The 1,804-nt window shown below is 36.4% G+C and carries 2 protein-coding genes; both read left to right on the top strand.

Translation table 11 applies throughout. The annotated features are described in order from the left end of the window. Positions 1 to 22 precede the first annotated feature (22 nt). Complete coding sequence (locus AB0N14_RS39995; protein WP_312258000.1) at positions 23 to 991, top strand: BppU family phage baseplate upper protein; 969 nt, start codon at positions 23 to 25, stop codon at positions 989 to 991. Then, the coding region (locus tag AB0N14_RS39990; RefSeq protein WP_366030591.1) for a hypothetical protein at positions 960 to 1,804 on the top strand (845 nt) is incomplete at its 3' end. The genes AB0N14_RS39995 and AB0N14_RS39990, both read left to right, overlap by 32 nt.

Raw genomic sequence — 1,804 nt, 5'->3', positions numbered from 1 at the left:
CAAATTTTAGAAAGGGTCTATTATGACAGAACATTTTATAACACTGTCCACCACAGAGCCTAATAACAATATTGGCATTGTTAAGCTAAGACATGCGGATGTCAATAGTCAAGCCATTGTTGCTCAAATCGTAGAGAACGGTCAGCCCAAGAACTTTGAAGGCTTACAGCCGTTCTTTTGTTTAATGGCACAAGAAACCACAGGTCAAGGATTATCAGAAGAAAGTGTTGTCTCCTTTGATGCCAAAAATGGAACATTGAATTATATTGCCAGTGACAATGCGCTTCAAATGGTTGGACGAAATGAAGCTTATTTTAGCTTTAGAAAACAAGAAGGCGGGCGGTGGATTGAACAGTTTTCTACTCGAACTTTCCATTATATCGTTGAAAAGTCAATTTATTCTCAACCTTTCAAAGACTCTAACTACTGGTGGACTTTCAAAGAGCTTTATCGAATCTTTAATAAGTATATTGAAGATGGTAAAAATAGCTGGGTACAGTTTGTGGAAGCAAACCGTGAAATCCTTGAATCAATTGATCCAGGAGGACGGTTACTTGCGGAAGTTTTAGACCTCAATAAAATTATTTATCGTAAAGTTCCAAGCGGATTTAATGTAGTAATTGAGCACGATTCAGAGTATCAACCGAATGTGAAAGTAACATATTACAAAAATTCAATTGGAACCGAAGCGAATGGCTTTGATACTGGTCCAGTATTTGGCGGAGAGCGAATTTATAACCTAGCTTCTTCATTAAGCTATATCAGAAATAAAGTCAATGTTGAGCTTCCGTCAGTTTATGCAATGGCCGGAGAAGTTGTAAATAATGGTAACGAACTGTTGTTAATCAACGGAACTGAGGTTATGCGTTTTGTTATTGAGGGTGCAACAATCACCAAAGGCTATGTTGAAAAAGTGAAGCCACCAACTAATCTAATTGTTTATGATATCACTTCTTCAAGTGCAAAAATTTCGTGGGAAAACGGGGGATAATATGGCAGATAAAAATTATTTACATACCGCTTATGCCAACAGTGCTGATGGCACGGACGGTTTCACGACTGTTTATCCTAATTTGAATTTGTTGAAAGGCACGAGAAATTTAACAGCAACTTCAACTACAACAGTTTGGGATACTTTATTTAATTCCAGCCAAATATATGACTCTGCAATTAAATCTAAAACTAGAGTTTCAGCAATGAACTTTAGTTTTAACGTTTATATACCGTTGAATGCTATGGTTGGAAGTTCACTTGGTATCCAACTTAAAGGTCAAACTTATCAGGCTTATGGAAATGTTGGAACTAATGATTTCAACACAATTGTTGGTCAATTCTGGCATAATATTGAACAAAGCGATTTAGGTAAAACAATTCGTTTAAGTTTTCCGATACAAATAGATACTAAATATAAAACTTTTGATACTGCTCTAGCTGATACTGATAGCATTACTATTAGACAAATGACAGACACTTCAGGTCTTGTTTATTCTACTATCAAACTTGAACCAGGTTCAACCGCTACTCCATACATGCCCTCATCTAGCGAAGTCATAACTGCTGACTGGCCAAAGTATGTAGGAACTTATGTTGATACGAATCAAACTTCTAGTACGGAACCCAGTAAGTATGATTGGAATGAAATGAAGTATCGGGTTTATTTAGATGGTGTGCCTGTAGGCGGAAGTAAACTTCTGTCATTTGATTTGGAAAATCTAAAGGCGGGCACATCATACAATGTTCAGGTTAGTCAAATAAATGGCAATGTTGAAAACGACAAGTCAGAAAGTATTGCTTTTAAAACAAC

The organism is Streptomyces sp. NPDC051104 (assembly GCF_040682835.1).
Classification (GTDB): domain Bacteria; phylum Actinomycetota; class Actinomycetes; order Streptomycetales; family Streptomycetaceae; genus Streptomyces; species Streptomyces cynarae.
This window is presented reverse-complemented; position numbering and strand designations above follow the sequence as displayed.